The 19,304-nt window shown below is 55.2% G+C and carries 13 protein-coding genes; 6 read left to right on the plus strand and 7 right to left on the minus strand.

Annotated features, from left to right (window positions below):
* Positions 1 to 56: 56 nt before the first annotated feature.
* The 4 genes from VKV29_RS03815 to dgoD all read right to left on the minus strand — a co-directional run bounded on the left by VKV29_RS03815 (position 57) and on the right by dgoD (position 7,351).
* Complete coding sequence (locus tag VKV29_RS03815; RefSeq protein WP_324199975.1) at positions 57 to 2,561, minus strand: DUF5060 domain-containing protein; 2,505 nt, start codon at positions 2,559 to 2,561, stop codon at positions 57 to 59.
* A gap of 393 nt (positions 2,562 to 2,954) precedes the next feature.
* Positions 2,955 to 3,479 (minus strand): carboxypeptidase-like regulatory domain-containing protein, encoded by a 525-nt coding sequence (locus VKV29_RS03820; RefSeq protein ID WP_324199976.1) that lies wholly within the window; start codon positions 3,477 to 3,479, stop codon positions 2,955 to 2,957.
* Positions 3,480 to 3,685: 206 nt separating this feature from the next.
* Positions 3,686 to 5,902 carry a glycoside hydrolase family 95-like protein gene (locus VKV29_RS03825; protein WP_324199977.1) on the minus strand — a complete coding sequence of 739 codons (2,217 nt, stop codon included), beginning with the start codon at positions 5,900 to 5,902 and terminating at the stop codon, positions 3,686 to 3,688.
* 270 nt (positions 5,903 to 6,172) lie between these two features.
* Positions 6,173 to 7,351, minus strand: a complete 1,179-nt coding sequence (dgoD, locus tag VKV29_RS03830; protein WP_324199978.1) for a galactonate dehydratase — start codon at positions 7,349 to 7,351, stop codon at positions 6,173 to 6,175.
* A 293-nt stretch (positions 7,352 to 7,644) separates the two neighbouring features.
* Here dgoD and VKV29_RS03835 point away from each other — a divergent pair, with 293 nt between their 5' ends.
* The 6 genes from VKV29_RS03835 (at position 7,645) to VKV29_RS03860 (ending at position 16,332) form a co-directional block, all read left to right on the plus strand.
* Positions 7,645 to 10,665, plus strand: a complete 3,021-nt coding sequence (locus VKV29_RS03835) for a choice-of-anchor tandem repeat GloVer-containing protein (protein ID WP_324199979.1) — start codon at positions 7,645 to 7,647, stop codon at positions 10,663 to 10,665.
* A gap of 200 nt (positions 10,666 to 10,865) precedes the next feature.
* The gene (locus tag VKV29_RS03840) at positions 10,866 to 12,686 is read left to right on the plus strand and encodes an ATP-binding protein (RefSeq protein WP_324199980.1); all 1,821 of its coding nucleotides are present in this window, start codon (positions 10,866 to 10,868) and stop codon (positions 12,684 to 12,686) included.
* Positions 12,687 to 12,738: 52 nt separating this feature from the next.
* A complete protein-coding gene (gene dut, locus VKV29_RS03845) occupies positions 12,739 to 13,224 on the plus strand; it encodes a dUTP diphosphatase (RefSeq protein ID WP_324199981.1) in 486 nt (161 codons plus the stop codon).
* 35 nt (positions 13,225 to 13,259) lie between these two features.
* The gene (locus VKV29_RS03850) at positions 13,260 to 14,570 is read left to right on the plus strand and encodes a tetratricopeptide repeat protein (RefSeq protein WP_324199982.1); all 1,311 of its coding nucleotides are present in this window, start codon (positions 13,260 to 13,262) and stop codon (positions 14,568 to 14,570) included.
* Between the two features lie 15 nt (positions 14,571 to 14,585).
* Positions 14,586 to 15,272, plus strand: coding sequence for a response regulator transcription factor (locus tag VKV29_RS03855; protein ID WP_324199983.1), 687 nt, complete (start codon positions 14,586 to 14,588; stop codon positions 15,270 to 15,272).
* Between the two features lies 1 nt (position 15,273).
* The gene (locus VKV29_RS03860) at positions 15,274 to 16,332 is read left to right on the plus strand and encodes a sensor histidine kinase (protein WP_324199984.1); all 1,059 of its coding nucleotides are present in this window, start codon (positions 15,274 to 15,276) and stop codon (positions 16,330 to 16,332) included.
* Here VKV29_RS03860 and VKV29_RS03865 read toward each other — a convergent pair.
* Genes VKV29_RS03865 through VKV29_RS03875 form a run of 3 tightly spaced genes read right to left on the minus strand, consistent with a single transcriptional unit; the run spans position 16,329 to position 19,288 of the window.
* Entirely contained in the window at positions 16,329 to 16,700 is a 372-nt protein-coding gene (locus VKV29_RS03865) for a hypothetical protein (protein WP_324199985.1), read from the minus strand. The two genes, VKV29_RS03860 and VKV29_RS03865, sit on opposite strands and share 4 nt — an antisense overlap.
* Positions 16,701 to 16,702: 2 nt before the next feature.
* Positions 16,703 to 16,930: a hypothetical protein gene (locus tag VKV29_RS03870; RefSeq protein ID WP_324199986.1), complete on the minus strand. Its 228-nt coding sequence runs from the start codon at positions 16,928 to 16,930 to the stop codon at positions 16,703 to 16,705.
* Between the two features lie 54 nt (positions 16,931 to 16,984).
* On the minus strand, positions 16,985 to 19,288 hold the full coding sequence (locus VKV29_RS03875; RefSeq protein WP_324199987.1) for a hypothetical protein: 2,304 nt from the start codon (positions 19,286 to 19,288) through the stop codon (positions 16,985 to 16,987).
* Between the last annotated feature and the right edge of the window lie 16 nt (positions 19,289 to 19,304).

The raw sequence follows: 19,304 nt of genomic DNA on the forward strand, positions 1-19,304 counted from the left end.
ACCATTACCTCCTCTTTTCACCGTTGAGGGTGCTACTTCCTGCTAAAATACGGAATTTAGTTGGGATAGCGTATCAGCAGCACCCAGTCCTGTGAATCGGGGGTACGAAAAACGCGTTTTTGCCCTCCACTGAAGCGAAATGTGTTGACAATGGAATCGGTTCTCGGGTTAAACCAAGCCGCTTCGAGTTGGCCAGTTGCTTCCAGCAGATCGAGTTGCACCGCACCACCGGTAGGAAAATAGACCACGTAGAACCAGCCTGGGTTGGCCAACACGTGGATATCCGGAGGAAGTTGGCCGCCATTGGGTGCAGAAAGCAGGTCATCGTGAGGGCGTAGCAGCCAGTAGGAGACCATCTTGAAGAGATGGGCGCAGGCGAGGCTCTGGGTGATGATAGGCGAGATTGCGTTACCTTCATAAAGCGGAGCCGATTCTGCAACCCAGTACCCACCGGAAAGCCGTGTTTCCCATAGTCGCCTTCGCGTCTCATCCGGGGAGGAGGCAACATCGCAGATGACGATGGGCTTTCGGTAGGTCTGATCGGCGGCTACCGAGAGCAGGTTCCCCCCGCTGATGGTAATGATGTCGAGATCATGCACCTGGGCGCTCGGCGTTTGCGCCGCCACAAACCGCTCCATAGCAAGCTCTTGCTCATCCGCGTTGGTGTTGTTGGGCCAAAGGGGCATTCCCGCCGGCGAACTGATAAAAATGGCGCCGTCGGAGGTGTTCTCTTCGGATGGCATGGCCGGAAATTGGGGAGCCGATGGCAAGGAGTTGATGCCGGGCAAAATAGCTGTGATCGGGTGCTGCTCGATGTCGTACTTATGGGTAAGCTCAATAAGGTTTTGGAGTAGGTCTTGCACATCGCTGGAGAAGCCGGAGGAAGCATCGAGCAGATTCCAGCAAATGTTGTAGGCAGAATAGCGCGCCACCACATAGCTCCAGAAGCGCTGCAACTGTTCGGCACTCATGGTTTTAAGCAGGGGCGAATCGGCCCGGCCCAAGCCAATATCGGGCACTATACCCAGAAGATTGCAGGCGCGTACCTTTGCATCGAGCATTTGAAAAAAGGTGGGATTGATGGCGTCCGGGTTGTCGTTAATCAGTGCCTGCGAGCCGGTATCCAGCACCCAAGTGCCCATAAGGCGGTTCACACTAAGGTCGTGCAGTTTTTGCAGGGTGGTAAGCACATCCGTCCCCGTTTGTGGTGGATCGTCCGTCGAACTTGATGTGAGAGAGGTCGTTGCCGCTGTTTTCGGCGCAGTGTTAGGTATAGGCTTTGTAGAGGTACCGGACGTGAGGGAAAACCAAACGGGCACAGGCAGAAAGTGCCCACCTCCGGCATAACGGAACTCGCGCGGGTTTTCTGGGTCTACAATCAGAAAACCGTCAATCTCTCTGGCCTCCGTAATGCAGGTAAAGCGCCCTACCTGACCGTTAAGCCCAGGGTCGTTAGAGAGCGTCTTCCACTGCCAATCGCCTATGAGTGTGGGGGCAATGCGCACGCGCCAGGTTTGCCCACCGTCCCAAAATCCGGGAACCGTAACGACCTGTCCATCCGGGCGGCTAAACTGCACCTCGAACTGTACCTGAGTATAGGGGTTGGTATAGTGCCCGGAAGCATACAGAGTGATCTCCTGTAGGCTGTAGGCCGGAACGCGCGGAGCCGGCGGAGGCGAAAAATCGTTTTGTGCGACACCAAAGAGGGTGGTGCCGGGAGCAAAGACCACCGGAGTCCCAAAATCGGCCACATAGATGCGCCCCTCTTTAAGGTCAATTACGTAGCCGTGCGCGGTGTTGGAGTAGAGAATGAGGTAGTAGGGGTTCTTGGCAGAATCGTAAGCAAGCGCATGTAGTTCACTCCATCCATCCGATTTCCAGCCATTATTGGGAGTTACATTCACCTGATGAAGTGGGGTTACTTGCAGATCGGTAAGGACGCGCTCCGGTTTTTGATCGGTCTGAGCCGCAGGCTGTGCAAAGCTCGCATGGTCGGCAGTCCAAAGGGGTAGTCGTGGGATGGTTCCTCCTTGCGTAGTCCAATTCCTGTAGGTGAAGCTAGGGCCGGTATAGATGGGTGGAGCGGGAAGCTGCAGCGTAGGCAGTGGTGTAGGAGGGGGTAGAGGAACTTGGGGCGGTACAGAGTAGTCCCCTCGAAAATGGACTCCGTTGAGCTGGGTGCCAGGATAGCGGTAGAGCCAGCAGTAGAAGTCATTGCCCGTATCGTTAAGATAGCACCAAAGAATGGCGAAGCTCTGCTGACTACGCGCTAGAAACCAAACGAGATAGTGCGCATAGCCCACAGGGCCGCTATCTACGCGCAAGAGGGTGAGGGGATATACGATGCGCTGTCCACTCGAAGGCTCTATCTGGGTAAGGGTGCCGCTCGTGCCGTTCCAGGCGATCTGGTAGAAGTCACTTTGTGCTTGGATATGCAATGTCTGTTGATCGGCAGAAGGAACGATGTTTTGAGCTGCGAGTGCAGCAGTTCCTCTGCTCCAAGCGAGCAGACCCAAAGCGAGCAGGGCAACAAACCATCGGCTAACCGTCTGAAAAATCATTCTGCTATCCTTTCACCGCAAATTCGTAGGGTATTGCGTCGCACAGCCTCTATATATAGAATACAAAAGGAGGGGGTAAGGTTTCGCCTATTTTTACAGAGGGCTTGGGACTTCCTACGGCACGCTGCTTTCACATGTTTCTTCCGTAAGGCAGGTGGCTTATCCGGCTTTCCAGAAGAAGGGAGGGCGCGATGGCTTACCGATGGGGGCATGGTTTGAACAACGGTTTTACCTAGGGTGTCCTGAACGCCAAAGCTGAACGCACAGGATGGTGGAGATAGACCCTGCCGGAACGTTGCAAACGTGTGCACTGTGTAGGTCTTCTGCAAAAGGTTCTAAACCAAAAACACGGTGCGTAGGATGCGCACCGTGTGTGACGAGGTAAGCAGAAATTTACGGACAGCCGTAGGTAGGCGCTGGCGGTGGCCCGCTCGTGGGATAGAGCTGAACAGGGCCGGGCAGTGGGTCGGCACCCTTCTGCAGCGGATTTGGCAGGGGGAGGGGGCACGGTTTTTGGAGGTTATAGTCGTTTCCCAAATAGCGCACGTCGAAGCTGTAGTAGCCGCTAGGCGGCGTTACGGTGAACTGTGTGGCCGTAAGCGGAACGTTATAGATGGTGAAAGAACCGTCGGAGGCACTGCTACCCGTGAGGTTGGTTCCGATGATGCTGATGGCCGCTCCGGCAACCGGATTACCGGCGATATCGGTGACTTGGCCGGTGATGGTGGCCAGGTTAGGATTCCCTACAGGCGGTGGGCTGCCGGAAGAGCCGGATGAGGAGCCGCCGCCACTGCCGGTGCCTGAAGCAACACCACCACCCCCGCCTCCGCAGCCGCTAAGCGCCCATGCAAGAACGAGCAGCGCGAGCACCGAGGTAAGCATAAGCCATCGTGAATAGTTTGCAACGCTTCTGAACATACGAAGTCCTGCCTTTTGGTATGTTGTTTGTTTTCGTTTTGCCGGCCGGAAAGAGCTGGCAAAACAAAACCTACACTCGCAAAGGGGGGAACGAGCGCAGATTCATCAAGAGAGGGATTTCCTACAGGTATTATTATACACGCTTTCAAAGATTTCGGCAAGCGTTTTTGTGCGATTCTACAATCCCAAACAACATTCCGGCATCTTTACGAGGTCGGAAGCGCCGGCAGTCCAAGCAAAAGGCGCCCGGCAGTCTTACAAGCTTCGTTGCGTCTGCCGTGAAAGCGAATGCGCACCGCACGAGAAAGAGGAAAGTCGCTACGCTCTATAAGGTAAGTGCCTCCGGCCACGGTTTCAAACGCGAGAATAGGCCCGGAGACCTCGGCGAGCGTTTGGCGGCCATCAAGAATGCGAACCGTAGCGCCCTCTCCCCATGGGTTTACCAGCCGACACAGACCCCCTACAAGGCTGCGAACGGCAATATAGCGCACTTTTCCCTCCAACACCTCGGCGCTCACGCGAAAACCTCCCGGCGCCGCTAAGGTAAAAGCCGCACTCCAGTGAGAGGGCAGCGATGGAAACAGGTGGATGGCCGTAGGAATTTCCCCTCCAAAACCCTCCTCCCAAGCGATTGGGTTGATGTTGGAGCGCGTGAGGGCGAGGCTTGGAAGTGACTCCTCTCGTAGCAGGAGCGACTGAATGAGCAAAAGCAGTTGAGCGCTGTAATCCAACCGAGGCACATGCATCTCTGGGGCAAGCCAGCCCTGTGGCGTTTGGTGCATCTCTTGTAGCCACTCGCGTAGCTGCATCGAGAACTCCTCTGCATTTTGACATGAAAAGGGCAGAAGTTCGTAAATGGGGTCGAAAGGCATATCCCCACCTAGTTCCTGCAAGGCCTGACGCCATTGGGCGCGCGTTTCCTCTTCATCTACATCGAGCGTTGTGCTCATCCATAACAGGGCGCGCAAGGCTCGCGAAAGCGCCGCACGCTCTCGAAAGTCCTCCTGAGCATCGCTTAAAGGGCCACCCTCCACTACCGTTTCACGCCGCTCTAGGGTGAACTGCACACAGGCGCGCAACAGGGGGTAGACGCGCTCCTTCAGCAAAAATGGATCGGGCGCGTGACGCCATAGTTGCCAAAGCAGCAGGGCCGTGTAGAGGCCATTGTTGTGCGCATCGGAAGAGACATCGAAGCTTTGCCCAAACCGATTGAATCGCTCTGGAAAATAGGCTCCGCCCAACCCCATATCGCGGCTCGTTTTGGCCGCCATGGTCGGCAAGAGACGATGATAGGTCTCCACAATAGGTACGCCGATTTCGGGATGATTGGCCACGGGCAGCGGCGCCAATAGGGTGCGCAGGGCCGTGCCGTTATAGAGAGCGGGGGTTGGGCGCCTATCCTGTTGGCTAAGCCACAGGGCGCCGTTGGGCAGGGGAGCATCGGCGCTTCGCGCACAGGCTGCGAGGTAGTAGAGGTTCAAGTACCACAGATTCTCCAAATAGGTGGCGAAAGGGTCGTACTCGCCCCCATCGAGGCGCAGAAAAGATTTTTGCCAAAAGGCTGCCCAGTGTTGACGATGCTCTCGCAGCAGCGTGTCGTAGCCTTTAGCCATCGCCGACTGCAGTTGGGCTCGCGCAGCACTCACCGGGTCCCCGTTGCGAGGAACGGTTGCCACCGCCGCGTAAAGGGTGAAATCACAGGAACGGCTTGGCGCTATCTCTAGATAGACTTGATGCGAGTTGCGCATCCCGGCTTTCACCTCGCGCCCTTGTACACGCACCATAAGAGCATAGCGCCTATCTGCCAGCGCCTGAAGAATGCCTATCGTCTCTCCAAGGGCGAACAGGTGGGCCTGACGCCACAGGGAAACCTCTATACGTCGCTGCACGGTGCGTAGGCTTTGGTCTTGATACCGCAATACAAGCACACCGGTGTTTGCTGCTACAAATGCGGTGACTTGGCAGGAGCCGGCCGGCGAGTCGGCCATGATATGGAGAGTAGCCGAGTAGGGAGACAGGCGTTGTTCATAGCGAACCGGCTCTGCGAAAAGTGAAGGGACGCAATCTATGGCTAGCCGGCCCGCAGAAAGCAATCTCCACTGCTCGGCGGTTTTTACAATAGGCCCACTCTGTTCAAGGGTAGTGGAAGGCTCCCAAGAGGGCAACGGATCGTCCCAAAGGTCGGCTTTTTGAAGTTGAGCGGTAAGTTTTTCCGGGCACCATACCATGGCGCCGAGATCGCCATCCCCAAGCGGCATCGCCAAAGCGCTTAGCGTTGGCACCATATGATACACGAGGTCATGCTGCGCCATATAAGAGCTGTGGTCTACGCTGATGGTAGAGCCGTTGAAGGCCACAGCACCCTCGGATAAAAGGGGATAGGTAACGGCACGAGTAGCCGTGACGAATCGGTTGGACGACATGGTAAATGGTCTCTCTATTTGGAATAAGCCCTGTTAATGCTATCGGAATTTCGGGGCAAATTTTCTAGAGCTAGATAGGTGATCTGAGCGTTTCGAGCAGAATGTGGAGACAGTGCACACCATATACGGAGAACACTTTGTGCGGATGTAACGGCTCTATTTACGTGGGGCTTCGGCAGCCTTTTGGGTAGGAACACATGGCGTGCACCAAACCTTTGTGAACAAGGACGCTTTCTTCTAGAGGGCATAGGGGAAAGGAGAAAGGCCCATCTACCAATCGCCCACGCTGCCATCGGGGTAAAAGGTGCGCTGTAACACCTCTGGTTGGAAGGGGTGCTTTTGTACCTCCTTCTCGTTGATCTCGATGCCTAGCCCAGGGCGGTTTGAGGCACGGACGACCTGCCCTTTTGGGTCTACCGTAAAGCCTTCGCTTACCACATCTTGGCGCCATGGCACATCCTTGTGCACCGACTCGCAGATGATGTAGGAAGGGGTTGCAAAGCCGAACTCTAGCGAGGCTGCGGTGCTCACCGGCCCCTGGGGGTTATGGGGGGCAAGCGCTACCCGATAGGCCTCTGCCATGCCGGCAATACGCCGCATCTCCGAAAAGCCCCCACAGTGGGTAATATCGCACTGAAGCACGCTACATGCACGCTTTTCCAGATATTCCCGCACAACATGTTGAGAGGTTAGGCGTTCCCCGGTTGCAATAGGGGTTTTCACGGCACGTTGAATAAGGGCAATATCATCCACCACTTCGGGCCAGCATGGCTCCTCGAACCAATAAAGCCCATAAGGTTCGAGGGCTTTGGCGAACAGAAGCCCCATACGTGGGGAGGGACGGGCATGGCAATCTACCATGATGTCAATATCTGGCCCTACGGCCTCACGCATGGCGCGAACACACGCCTCCGCGTAATGCAGAGGACGCAAGCCTTCTAAAGGCATGGTTTCAGGCACGGCCATCGCTTTAAAAGCCGTAAACCCCTCCTCTACCGCCTGTTGGGCCAAGTCGGCGAAGCGTTTGGCATCGGCCGGATGGGTTTCGTAGAAGTCCTCCATTTTGCCGCCACCAAGGTGACAGTAGAGGCGAATGTAGTTGCGTACAGGGCCGCCCCATAGTTTGTGGCAGGGAACGCCCAGCGATTTTCCGAGGATGTCCCATAAGGCGATATCTATGCCGGCGATGGCTGTGGCCCGCACGATTCCATTGCCGTGCCAGAAATGCTGGCGATACATCATCTGCCAAAGGTGCTCGATGCGTGTAGGGTCTTCACCGATAAGCAGGGAAGAGAGGTCTTCGATAGCGCCCACGACCGAGCGCGTATGCCATTCCAAAGTCGCTTCACCCCAGCCCCAGAGGCCTGGCTCGTCGGTAAGCACCTTTACGAAAATCCAGTTGCGCATTCGTGCATTGCAGACATGGGTTTCAATGGCCGTGATTTTCATAGATTGCGTTGTTGCTCCTTGTGAGGACGCTTGTTTTCACAAAGCGCCGCAAATAGGTTGAGGATACACTTCAGTTCTGCACCAGGCCGTTTTTTCCTGCTTCCCTTTGTATGAAAGCGAGTAGCCCTCTGATAAAAAGCCGTTTGAACGGCTTTTAGACAAAAAATTTCACGATAATTTTACGATAGCTTTGTAGAATGGAGCTGTTGGTCGTTGTGGCTGCGAGGGGAAGGTTTATATCCATCTAAGCCGGCAAAGGCTAATAAAAACTTTTTCACAAAGGAGAATCAACAATGACGCTCCACAACCTAATGCGGCGGTTTCAAACCTGGCTCGCATCCCCTAAGTGGTTTTATGCCCTTATGGTAGTGTTGGGGCTGATAGGGAACCGGGCAGGCCAACCCAGTGCCTTCGGGATTCCACCAGAGGAGCCACCGGTGCTTCTGCACAATTTCTCGTTCGCCCAAGGCTTTCAACCGTATAACGGCAGCCCTATTATTGGGCAGGATGGCATGCTGTATGGAGTTACGGAATTGGGTGGCTACGGGTATGGTGTTGTCTACCGGATGAGCCTCGATGGGTCTAACTTCCAGGTACTGCATGTTTTTGAGAGCAGGTTTTTGAACTTAGACGGCCTGAACAGCTTCAATTACGATGGCGCTGATCCGCAGGCCGCCTTGGTGCAAGGCCCCGACGGCACGCTGTACGGAACGGCAATTGGGCTAGGCGTTTTCAATGAAGGCTCGATCTTTAAACTCAACCCCGACGGCAGTGGATATCAGATCATCCATACCTTTGTCGGTTCCGATGGGGCTAATCCATGGGCAGCGCTCATTGTAGGCAGCGACGGGAATCTTTATGGTACCGCGTCATCTGGAGGGGCCTACGGGCAAGGCGTTATTTTTCAGCTCTCAACCGACGGCTCGGTCTATAAAGATATTCACGATTTCAGCGGTTCTGATGGTTCCGGGCCGCGTGCGGCTCTGATTCAGGATAGCAACGGCAATCTGTGGGGCACCGCTGTGGCAGGGGGCGCCAACAACGATGGGGTTATTTTCAAGCTAACCCCCGATTCCAATGCGCCAACCGGCTTCGACTACATGGATGTCCACGACTTCAACTATCCTGATGGCGGAGCGCAACCTACGGCACCGATGGTTTTAGATGCCAACGGAGTGCTCTACGGAACAACGGTTATCGGTGGAGCGATAAACGGGCAGGGGTCGAACAACGGTACCGTCTTCGCCTACGATACCAATTCGGCTACGTTCTCCATTCTTCATAGTTTCGGAAGCGTAGCGAATGATGGCATGTTGCCCTATGCGGCGTTGGTGCTTAACAACAGAACCCTTTACGGCGTTACCTTTCAAGGGGGCATCAACAATACCGGCATCCTATTTAGCCTGTCCACCGACGGAAGTGCCTACCAGATAATCTATGATTTTTCGGGTGGGTATTACGGAGCCAATCCGGAGTGTGTGCTCGCTCTCGGCAGCAATAACCTTCTCTATGGAACCACCACTCATGGAGGCAGTGAAAATGAAGGCGAGATTTTTCAGATAAGCACTTCGGGAAGCGCTATGACTCTACATAGCTTCACTATTCCATCCGATGGTGCTTTGCCCTACAGCGGTGTAACGCAGGGAAGCGATGGTCTCCTCTACGGCACAACAGTCGCCGGTGCCGATACCTCGTCGGGCACCTCGTTTTCCGACAACTACTTTTCCGGCGTGCTCTATCGTGTGGCCACCGATGGTTCACAGTTTCAGGTGCTGCACCATTTTTCTAGCACAAACCCCAAAGATGGATGGAACCCGCTTGCACCACCCATCCAGGGACTAGATGGGGCTTTTTACGGTGTCACGGAAATTGGAGGACAAAATGGTTTCGGAGCCATCTATCGCTGGAGCCCATCTTCTGGATTCTCGCTGGTTCACAGTTTTAACTACAGTGATGGCGCCTACCCCGTTTATGTAAAGCTGGTACAAAGCGCCATGGGTGTCCTCTATGGCACCTGTTCCGGTGGCGGCACAAACGGAGGAGGCGTTGTGTTCGCCGTTCAGCCCGACGGTACCAACTATATGGTGCTGCACAACTTCGGCAGCAGCGGCGATGGGAAAACCCCTTACGCCGGGGTTCTTTTAGGCCAAAATGGAGACCTCTATGGGACGACCCTTTACGGTGGAACCAACGATACCGGCACTGTATACCGTCTCAACCCAACAAACCCTGCCGACTATACCGTGTTACATGCCTTCGGCTCGGTCGGTATTCTCTACTCTGCCAATGCGGATGGGGCTTTATGCTATGGGGGACTAACCCAAGATGCAGCAGGCAATCTTTACGGGTTCACCCGCAATGGCGGATCGGGGAGTTCTGGGGTGCTCTATAAGATTGATAATTCCGGTAATTTCAGTGTGCTTTACAATTTCTCTACACCAGTTGGTGTGCTCCTCCAAGATTCCACGCCACTGCTGGCCAAAAACGGGATGATTTACGGGATAAGCATTCTACCGGATTCCAATCTATTCCAGCCAACGAGCCAAACTACGGCGAGTCTCTTTCAGATTGATACCTCCGGAAATAACTACCAAGTCCTCCACTACTTCTCTGCCCTGAATCCAGACGGCACCAGCGCGGATGGACTGGCTGTTGCAGCTACGCAACTTATTCAACTTGCAGACGGCGACATCTACGGGGTGGTGGGTGAAGGGGGGCTGTTAGGAGGTGGGGCTGTGATACGAATCGGCCCTGCGGTGAACTCGCTCTCTCCAAACTATAGTGCGGCGGGAGGCAGCTCCGCCCTCAGCCTCACCGTGGTTGGCTCCGGCTTTGTTAATAGAGCCAAAGTGCTCTGGAACGGGCAGCCCCTCTCTACACAGTGGATAGATGCCAACCATCTGCAGGCCACGGTGCCGGCATCCGCTCTAGCGACTTCAGGAAGCGCTCAGGTACAGGTCTACGATCCGGTGCTGCAGGTCACCACCAAACCGCTTATTTTCTTAATAGGCCAGGTGTCCCTAACCATAAAGGTTACCTCTATCGCGCGCGACAATAGCGGCGTGCATGTCAACCTGCAGATAGGCGATAACGGCGGGGCCGATGCAAACAGCGTGTCTGTAAATTCGGCTACCCTACACGGGGTAGGTGCTTCCGACGTGCCCTATAATGTGGGCACCCTCTCTGTCGGCAGTAGCAGCTCCTTAACTCTTCAGTTTCCTTCTACGGTGCCTACAGGGGGAACGCTGCTCTACGTTAGAGGCAGTTATAAGGGAGGCACCTTCGGCGGAACTTTCCGCGTGAACGTCCCTTAAATCTGCAGTTTTAGGTGCGCTAGGTTTTATGCCTGCCGAAGTGCAAACTTCGGCAGGCATTTTTAAGGGAAGCTTTCCGTAAGTGCGCTTTTGAAGGGTATACTCTATCTATCGCTTTAACTACTTTCGCAAAATCGCCTATCGGGCTTATATAGCCCTATGCGAAATCGAAACATATCCAAAGAAGACAGCATAGGACGATGAGCAGCCATCCCATGTGTAATGAAAACGAGGAGATCGTTAACCTCCGTGCAGAGGTTGAGCAGCTCCGTAAAGAGCTTGCAGAGGCGCGAGAACAGCTTGCAGCGGAGCGTCAACGTAGAACAGAGCTAGAGCAAGCCAAAGGGGCAGCTCCTGCACCCACCGAGATCGCCGAAACTCCGGTGGTTATCACCGAGTATGAGGCCACCCTGCGGCGGGTGGTGCAGCGCACGGCCATGATCGTGCAGGCCGAAAAGTGCGTGATTATGGTGCGAGATGAAGAGACGGGCGACCTTGTGGCCTGCAAACCCGCCTGGGGTATGAGCGATGAAGAGGTAAGGCGGTTCCGAGTGCCACCCGATGTGGGCTACTCCGGTGAAGTTTATAAAACAGGAAAGCCGGCCTTCCTGGAGGATGCATCGGCGTCTCCGAGGGCACGCCTCGAACAGCTTCATACCTACGGCATTCGCAACGCCCTCTCGGTCCCTCTCATCCTTGAAAAGCGCGATGAGAACAATCAGATCGTAGACCGTGTTACCGTGGGCGTGTTGCACTGTTTCAACAAGCGATTCGAGGAGCGCTTTAACGAGGAAGATCTGCGCCTTCTCGAACGATTGGCGCGTAACACGGCGGCCGTTATCGCCAATATCCAAAGCTATATGCGGGTGGTGGAAGAGAAGCAGAAGCTTGCTCATACCATTGAAAGCCTTTCTGCCGGCATCCTGTTGATCGGCCCGGATGGCCGCATTGCTCAGATGAACGCGCAGGCGCGCGCCATTTTCCATATTCCCTCCCATCTTGATCCCATCGGCAAGCCTTATCAAGAGGTTATTCAACACGAGCAGGCCATCGCCATCATACAGCGTAAGATGATGGAACTGCTTAATCCGCCGCTGCCAGAATCCGATTCGGCCAACGTGGAAGAGCGTGCTCAGCAGAACGAGATCACCATCACCGATGAAGATGAAGATCAGTATATCTATCAGGTGCACGCCGCTTTGGTGCGCGAGAGCGCCGATAAGCTGATCGGAACCGTCTTTATCTTTAACGACATCACGGACATCCGCAATATCGAGCGCATGAAAACCGAATTTGTCTCCATTGTGTCGCATGAACTGCGCACCCCTCTAACGCCCATGAAAGGCTTCATCCAGCTGCTGATTGATGGCCTTGAAGAAGGGTGGCTCACCAAGGAGGAGCAGAGAGAGTACTACCAGATCATTCAGGAGAACGTGGATAGGCTTAGCCGCATGATCAACGATCTGCTCAACGTGTCTCGCATTGAAAAGATGGGGGCTGCCGGCATCGAAATGAATTGGGAGATCACCGACCTTCGCAAGGCTGCAGAGGCTGTCGTCAACACACAAAAAGGGCGTACAGACAAGCATACACTCGTTATTGACTTTGAACCGGAACACATCGAGGTTGAAACCGACCCCGATAAAATTCAGAACATTCTCCAAAACTTCGTCTCCAATGCCATCAAGTATTCCGAGGGGGGAGAGGTTCGCATTATTGCGCGACAAGAGCCGCCAAGTGAGGAGTTTCCTCAAGGGTCTGTGCTGATCGGCGTGAAAGACCAAGGTATTGGACTTTCGGAAAAGGAGATCAAACGAATCGGGGAGAAGTTCTTCCGCTCTGAAAACAAGAAGGCACGGGCGGTGGGTGGCACAGGCATCGGGCTGTTCTTGGTGAAGAATCTTATCGCCCGTCATGGCGGCTATATGTGGGTTGAAAGCGAGCTTGGTAAGGGAAGCACATTCTGGTTCCGCATTCCGTTGCGGCAGCCCAAACAGAGTGAGGTGGCCAAAGCCAGCTAGTCGCGATCACGCTATGGCTCAATCTGCGTAGAGGATATAGGAGAAATAATCGGTGCAGCCTGTGATCGTACGTGTACAACGTGAGCCAGAGGCAGAGGGGCTGCCCCTGCCTGAATACGCCACGGCCGGTGCGGTTGGCCTCGATCTGTATGCGGCTCTTCCGGAAAATGAGGAGGTCATCATCCGGCCAGGCGAAAGAAAGCTGATCTCCACCGGGCTGCGAATAGCCATTCCCCCAGGGTTTGAAGGGCAGGTGCGCGCGCGTAGCGGCTTGGCACTGAACTACGGCATCGGGTTGGTAAATGCGCCGGGAACGATAGATGCGGATTTTCGCGGCGTCTTAAAAGTGTTGCTGATCAATTGGGGTGATGTGCCCTTCACGGTGCGGCGCGGTGAGCGTATTGCGCAGTTGGTGATCTCCCCTGTAGTCAAGGTGGTTTTGGAAGAAGCATCGGCATTGGATGGAACAGAGCGCGGCGACGGAGGGTTTGGAAGCACGGGCATTCGTTGTCGCCCAAGTATGGTAAATACGACATAGTGGGGAGTTTGCAGGGTGCATGAAGGAGCGAACGGATGGATATACCGGATGAAAGAAAGACCGAGACCCCATTAGAGAGTGACCCAAACATTCCGACAAAACAGGAGGCATCGAATACCGCTAAGGGAGGGGCTTTGGCGAGTATTGTGGAGGACCCCTCTATTCCTCCGGGTGAGGCGGGTATACGCACCCTTTTAGTAAGGGCTAATCTTCATCGTCTGCGCAAACAGTATGCCGAAGCGGTGGAGTGCTGCATCGCTGCCATTCGTCGCCGACCCGATTGTCAGGCCGCTCACTCTATGCTAGGCGATATCTATCGGGATCAGGAGAACTGGGCAGAGGCGGTACGGTGGTATCGTATGGCCGTGGAGATTCGCCCCAGCGCTGTAGATGAAGCGCGCCTCCAACGCGCCGAACAAGAGTTACTTCGTCACCAACGGGCGCTTCCAAACGCCATTCCCTCCGACCCAGAGTTGCAGGCCGGCACCATGCCGTTGATGGGGTTGCCGCCGCAGCGCTGGCTGCTGGGGCTTTGGCTGGTGTCGTTAGGGTTTCTCGCCGGCGTGCTCCTAATGCTCATCGCAATGCGGACACGCTCCTCTCTTCCTACGCCGCCGTCCTCTTACGGAACCCCGAAGACCGGCGGCGGGTTCGGCAGTGGAGTCGCGTCGCTGCCACCCACCTACACCACAAGCCCCTATGTCCCCGTTTCATCATCCTCCCCAATGCAAAGCGCCCCGGTTCCTCAGGTGCCTCCAGCAAATCGCAGCGGCATATCGGCACCCAAAAACGATCAAGCAACTGCAACCCCCGCTGTGCCCCCACAGCCTCATCTGCCCTCGGCACCGCTAAAAGGAACCACCCCGTTGCCGGTACAGCCTACCCAACTCGCGCGTGTGCCGGATGAGCCTCAAACCTCCCCCCCACAAACGTCCACGGCCGTGCCGGACAAACTCGGCCTTACCAACGGCTTTCAACTTACTGGCGAAAACAACTTGGGGAGAGGGGAAGTCGCTCTCTTTCTGTTGGCGCCGGCCGGCTATGCTGCCGATACAAGCCCATCGGCCCAGGCCACCGTTATACGCAATATCTATCGTGCCGCGCGCTACGTGTTTGCAAACTCCTACTATGCTTATGCCACCGTGTTTGTGCAGGTTCCATCGCCGCAAGGAGGCGACCCTTTGGCGATAGCACAGGCCGGCCTGCTTCGCAACGATGCGATGGGCCTGAACCCAGATACCGCCTCCCTGCAAGACCTCACGGCGCGGCTGCAGAATTTTCAGTCCTTTGTCAACGGTTCTCTACCGTCTAACCTATCCTCAAACACAAGCTCTGGTGGAACCTAATGGGGAGAAGAAAAGATGTCTGAAGCCGCTCGCATTCTTGTGGTGGACGATGAACAGCCGATTGCGGAAGCCATAGCCTATAACCTCAAAAAAGAGGGGTTTTTTGTGCAGACGGCTGCCGATGCCGAAACCTGCCTCGAACTCGTTCGCACCACGCCCCCCTCTTTGGTCATTCTCGATATTATGCTGCCCTCCATCAGCGGTTTTGATGTATGTCGCCTTCTACGTCGCCAAGGCGACATCCCCATCATCATGCTAACGGCTCGCACCGCCGAGCACGACCGTGTGAAAGGGCTTGAACTCGGCGCGGATGACTATGTTACCAAACCGTTTAACATGCGTGAGCTTATTGCGCGCGTGCGAAGCGTGTTGCGTCGTACCTCGCCCTCACATACCAAAGACGAGACGATTAAAGTGGGCAATCTCTTTATTGATGTTGGCCGACATGAGGCGCGGTTGGGTGAGAGGCCGCTGAACCTCGCCCCCAAAGAGTTTGACCTACTGCGCTTTCTTGCTACCCATCCCGGCCGTGTATTCACGCGCCAAACGCTTCTCGATCGCGTTTGGGGAACGGAGGCTTTTGTGGATGAACGCACGGTGGATGTGCACATCCGCTGGCTACGGGAAAAAATAGAAGAAGACCCCTCCAATCCACGACGCCTTATTACGGTAAGGGGTGTGGGCTATAAGTTTTCCGAATAGCATGGACGCCTTTTTGCTGGAGCCGCTCCTCCAAGAGCTGGAAATAGGGGTGCTTTTGGTAGATGAGAAGCGCCGCATTCGGCAGGACAATACGGCGGCTAGAAAGATGCTGGGTGCGCCGGATGCCGGTTTGGTGGGGCGCACCTTGCTAGAGGCCACACTCTCCTACGACATGCTTGAACTGCTGCAACTCGCCCGCAACCGTTTGGAGCCTCAAGAGGGAGAGATACGATATCGAGAGGCCACAGGCCGTATTCTCAAGGTTCGCGTGATCCCTATCGTTCGCACCGATACCGCACCGGACGGAGAAACCAAGGCCCTGTTCTTCCTGATCCTGTTACAGGATGTAACGACCCTGCGTCACCTCGAAACGGTTCGGCGCGACTTTGTGGCCAATGTCTCGCACGAATTGCATACACCCCTCACCTCCATTCGCGCTATCGCCGAAACGCTGCGGGATGGAGCGCTGCAAGACCCCGATGTTGCCGACCGCTTTATTGGGATCATTCTCGGAGAGGTGGAAAGGCTTACCCGCATTCTTTCCGATCTGCTTGTGCTCTCGCGTGCCGAATCGCAGCCGGTGCTGCGCGTCTCCTTTGACCTCGCCGAGATGATTCGGGACGTGGTGGAGCGTTTTCAGAAACAGGCCGAACGACATGGGGTAAGCCTGCAGTGTTTCATAGAGGCGCCTTTGCCGATATCCGCCGATCGCGATCAGATGGAACAGGTGCTCGTAAACTTAATTGACAACGCCATTAAATACAATCGAGAGGGAGGGCAGGTGGAGCTTTGTGCCCGAAAAACGGAGTCGGAGATCACCGTGGAGGTGCGCGATACCGGAATCGGCATTCTAAGTCAAGACCTACCGCGCATTTGGGAACGTTTTTATCGTGCCGATAAGGCGCGCTCACGGCGCACCGGCGGAACCGGCTTAGGTCTTTCCATCGTGAAGCACATTATCGAGGCCCACGGCGGCCAGGTGGGAGTTCAGAGTGAATATGGAAGGGGCAGCACTTTTTCGTTTCGGCTGCCCCTTCAAATCACCGAGGAGAAAAGTTAAGCGGTTGGCTCTTCGTCAAGCTCGCCTTCCGGCTCTATCTCCTCATCGGCTTCAAGCTCTTCTGCAGGGATGTCATCTATCTCTACGTCCTCAACCAAAGGAGCGGCGGCGCTGAGATCGACGTCGTCATCCTCCTGCACAATAGCCAGGCGAGAAAGCAGAGGGTTTGGACTATCCAATATGCTAGGCGCGAGCGTCTCTTTTTGACGAGCTTCGTCGCTGACGAACTTCACCTTGACGGTGGCCAACCACTGGGGAACTTTGGGTAAAGGCTTTCCTGTTTTGTAGCAGCGTACCTCTTGCACAGGTTCATCGGGCTTAGGCATCTCTTCTACCTGTCCTCCTGAAATCGAAGCCTCTGTTTTCATTTTCACCTCTTTTGTGTGCTTTCTAACGAAGAATCGGCCGGGTGCATTTTCACAGAAACGAAACCGTTAATGAGCATAAGCACCCCGGTGCCGAGATAGACCAAAGACGAAATAGCCTCGGTTTTCGAGCCCGGCTCCGTGAGAGCACGGCCGCCAGTTGCGAAACCGAAAAGGCTTAGTATCACAAGGATGACCCCAACAATATTGAAGGTGTTTAGGTAACGACGCATTCTTCTCTCCAAATCGAGCTTCGGCGCAGAATAATATACCACGAAAAAACCCTATCACGTTGCCTGATCCTCCACCTTAGGCAACTCTTTTGCGGGTTCTACAGGGAGAGCGTTTAGCGCCGTGTCGTCCGCCGGCGGGGCAATAGGCATGCACCATAGGAAGCTTAAGAGATAGCGTATGTAGCCACCGGCAAGCCGCACCCGAATGCGCCATAGCAGCCGATAGAAATGGCGGTCAAAGCAGCGAATGGCCGCGTTATAGTCGAGATAGGCGACGCCTATCCTGTCTTGACTTTCTGGCGGGAGGCTCTGTGGAGGCTGCTTTATTTGGCTATACAACTGTTGGAGCCGATTGTCTAGGCGCTCGATCTGCCTCTGGTAGCCTTGAATGGTGTCGTCCCGCTGCTGACGTAGGCTCGCCTCGATGCGTTGGAACCGCTCGTAGAGGGTTTTACTTCTTTGAAGGGCCGCTGCATACTCGCCAAGCTTCTCCTGGAAGGCCTCGTCTTGGTGTGGTTCCGTTGTGTCATTATCCGATTCCGCGCTGCCGGGCGTATCCGTAGAATAGGCGTTTTCGACGTTTGTCGGTGAAGAGGCAGAGCCGAGTTCTGCCGATTGCGACTGATTTTGAGCTTTCTGATAGACAACGGCGTAGGTCGGTTGCTTATCGTCCTCTTGAGACGCGGCGGAATCTATGGGCGCGTAGAGTCCGTTAGCGGTGCCATACGTCGGTTGTGCAGAGGCCTCGTTTACTCTGTCATCGAGCGATGGCGTTGACGCCGGGATGTTCTCATCGTTGGAGACTTCTGTTTGCTGCTGTGCCGCCTGGGCACGGGCCATGTGGGTATGCTCCTGATGAATCTCATCTGCAATGTCGTAGACCCGGACTTCACGCATGTCGGCAAAGGCTTTGTAGATAGAATGGCCACGCCCATAAACCCAGCCCTCTAAAGCGTGCCAGAAGAGAAAAGGAACGCTGGCAACGAGCGCTAGCGTCCACGCCGTCGGTTTGGATATTCCCCCACTGGCGAGTTTGCTTCCGGTAAGTATAAGCTGGTTTGTACTGCGGTCTTGGAAGAACCGCACGATGCCGTTGCGCTCGATGGTAGCCTCCAATACAATGAAACAGATAAGCGTGAACCCCAAAACGATGAGCGAGAGGAACGCCGCTATCCTCAGCCATTTGCCCACACGTTCAGGGTTTCCCTGATGGCGAATAATGAAGGAGTTATAGCGCTCTTCGGCCAGTAGGGCGGCGATGCCGTGCACGGTGCGCCCCAAAATCCAGAACATGGCCACGCCGATGACGGCGAGAGGCCCAAGAGCGCGCAACTGTGCTTGCGGATCCACGGTGAACTGATCCATCTGCACAATGCCCAAGAGAATGCCGATGCTTGCCCCAAAAATAGTTCCACAGGTGACGGTGGCTACAGCCGTCATAAGCCAATGCGAACTAGACAAAACCGCGTTGGCGCAAGTCACATACAGACGTTGTGCCCAAGCGAACAGCCCCCTCCGATCCTCCGGCACAGGTTTCAACCGCATTCCCTGCATCAGTTCCATCGTAGGAGAATGGCTCAAAATGCCGTAACGGGCAGCCAGGGCCTCTACGGATGGGGCGCGCTTTCTCGCAAGCGCTAGCGATTCGGAGTAGTCCGGCTCCCAATGCCAAGGCTTTGGCTCGGGCGTCGGGGAAGATTCAAGCCGATGCGCGATCTTGTTTGCGAGCGCATCTCGAACCGTTGCGAAGATCGAGGTGCGGGGCGGCGCGGTAGACTCTGAGCGCTGTTCCGGTTGCTGCGGAGATGCATTAAGGGCAGGCACCGGTTCGGTAGGGGAAGGTTGAGCTGCCGGAGGTGCGTTCTCCGTTTGAGTGGGCGTTTCCTCATTGGACACAACGATCATTCCGCACTGTGCTGCGAGGCGCCATTCCTCTTCCCGGGCCTCTAGCAGCGCATCCTCATGCGGTTGTAGCTGCTGTTCGTACTCCTGATGCGCTTGACTGATGCAGCTTCGGCAGTCCGCAATCTGCTGTAAAATGCCTTGAATCTCGTTGTCAATCCATTGGTTCGATTCGAGGGTACGCTCCTTTTGTTGGGCAAGTTTGCATTCTTCTTCTTCCCGAACTAACGATTCGCGTGCGTGGTTGAAGGCAATTCGGTGGAGCAGGTCCTCTAGGCGTCTTGCTTCGGCAGGCATAAAAGACCTTAGCCAGTTTATCAGGGGTTGGTAGATCGTCGTGATGCGATCATCTGTCAACGCTTCTGCACGTAGCGGGCGTCGTAATCTGTGTGGCATGGGACGCGCTAGGATGATCGGCTGTTTGTCGGCTTCTTTAGGGCAATGATCGTCTGACATGGTTTTATGCTCCTTC

This window comes from Chthonomonas sp., assembly GCF_035294165.1.
Lineage (GTDB): Bacteria > Armatimonadota > Chthonomonadetes > Chthonomonadales > Chthonomonadaceae > Chthonomonas.